The following is a 530-nucleotide window of genomic DNA, read 5'->3' on the forward strand; positions in this document are numbered from 1 at the left end:
TTTTCCGGACGAGAAGATATATCAGGAGTCATCCTTCCGGCTTTAACCATCAGTGCGTAAGTGGCTGCAAGCCGCCGCTTTGCATCCGGATAATCGTTACCAACCTTCTCTTCCATCTGTACATCATCGAACAGATTTATAAAGAGGTATTCTATGAAATTAGATCTTAAATCATCGCCGCGCCATATTAAGCGTTTACAGAATATAGCAAAAGTCATTAGCGGCTTAGGCGATGTAAGAGTTGTAATAGACGACAATACCAAAGGACCGTATTTTGATCCTGTCAATAAAGTTTGTGTTTTACCAAACGGCGATTATAGCGATGATGACTTTGTCAGTCTGATTGAAGGTTTTACCTGTCATGAAGCTGGTCATGGTCGCTATACCGTCAGTGAGGTTTACAGTGACGCCTTTAATAGTGTTCTCATGTCATCTGAAGGGTTTACACGCTTCGATGATGGAATGAATGCAGAGTTTGAGAGCCTCGCTGAGAAACGTAAAGCTTATAGCAGGGCAAAACGTCTTACCGG

The 530-nt window shown here is 42.6% G+C and carries 1 protein-coding gene; it reads left to right on the plus strand.

The features are described 5' to 3' along the window. Positions 1 to 153: 153 nt before the first annotated feature. Positions 154 to 530 (plus strand): hypothetical protein (locus ND528_RS28150; protein WP_408005073.1); only part of this gene is annotated, 377 nt, incomplete at its 3' end.

Origin of the sequence: Pseudomonas mercuritolerans (genome assembly GCF_025706525.1) — a bacterium.
In the GTDB taxonomy this organism is placed as follows: domain Bacteria; phylum Pseudomonadota; class Gammaproteobacteria; order Pseudomonadales; family Pseudomonadaceae; genus Aquipseudomonas; species Aquipseudomonas mercuritolerans.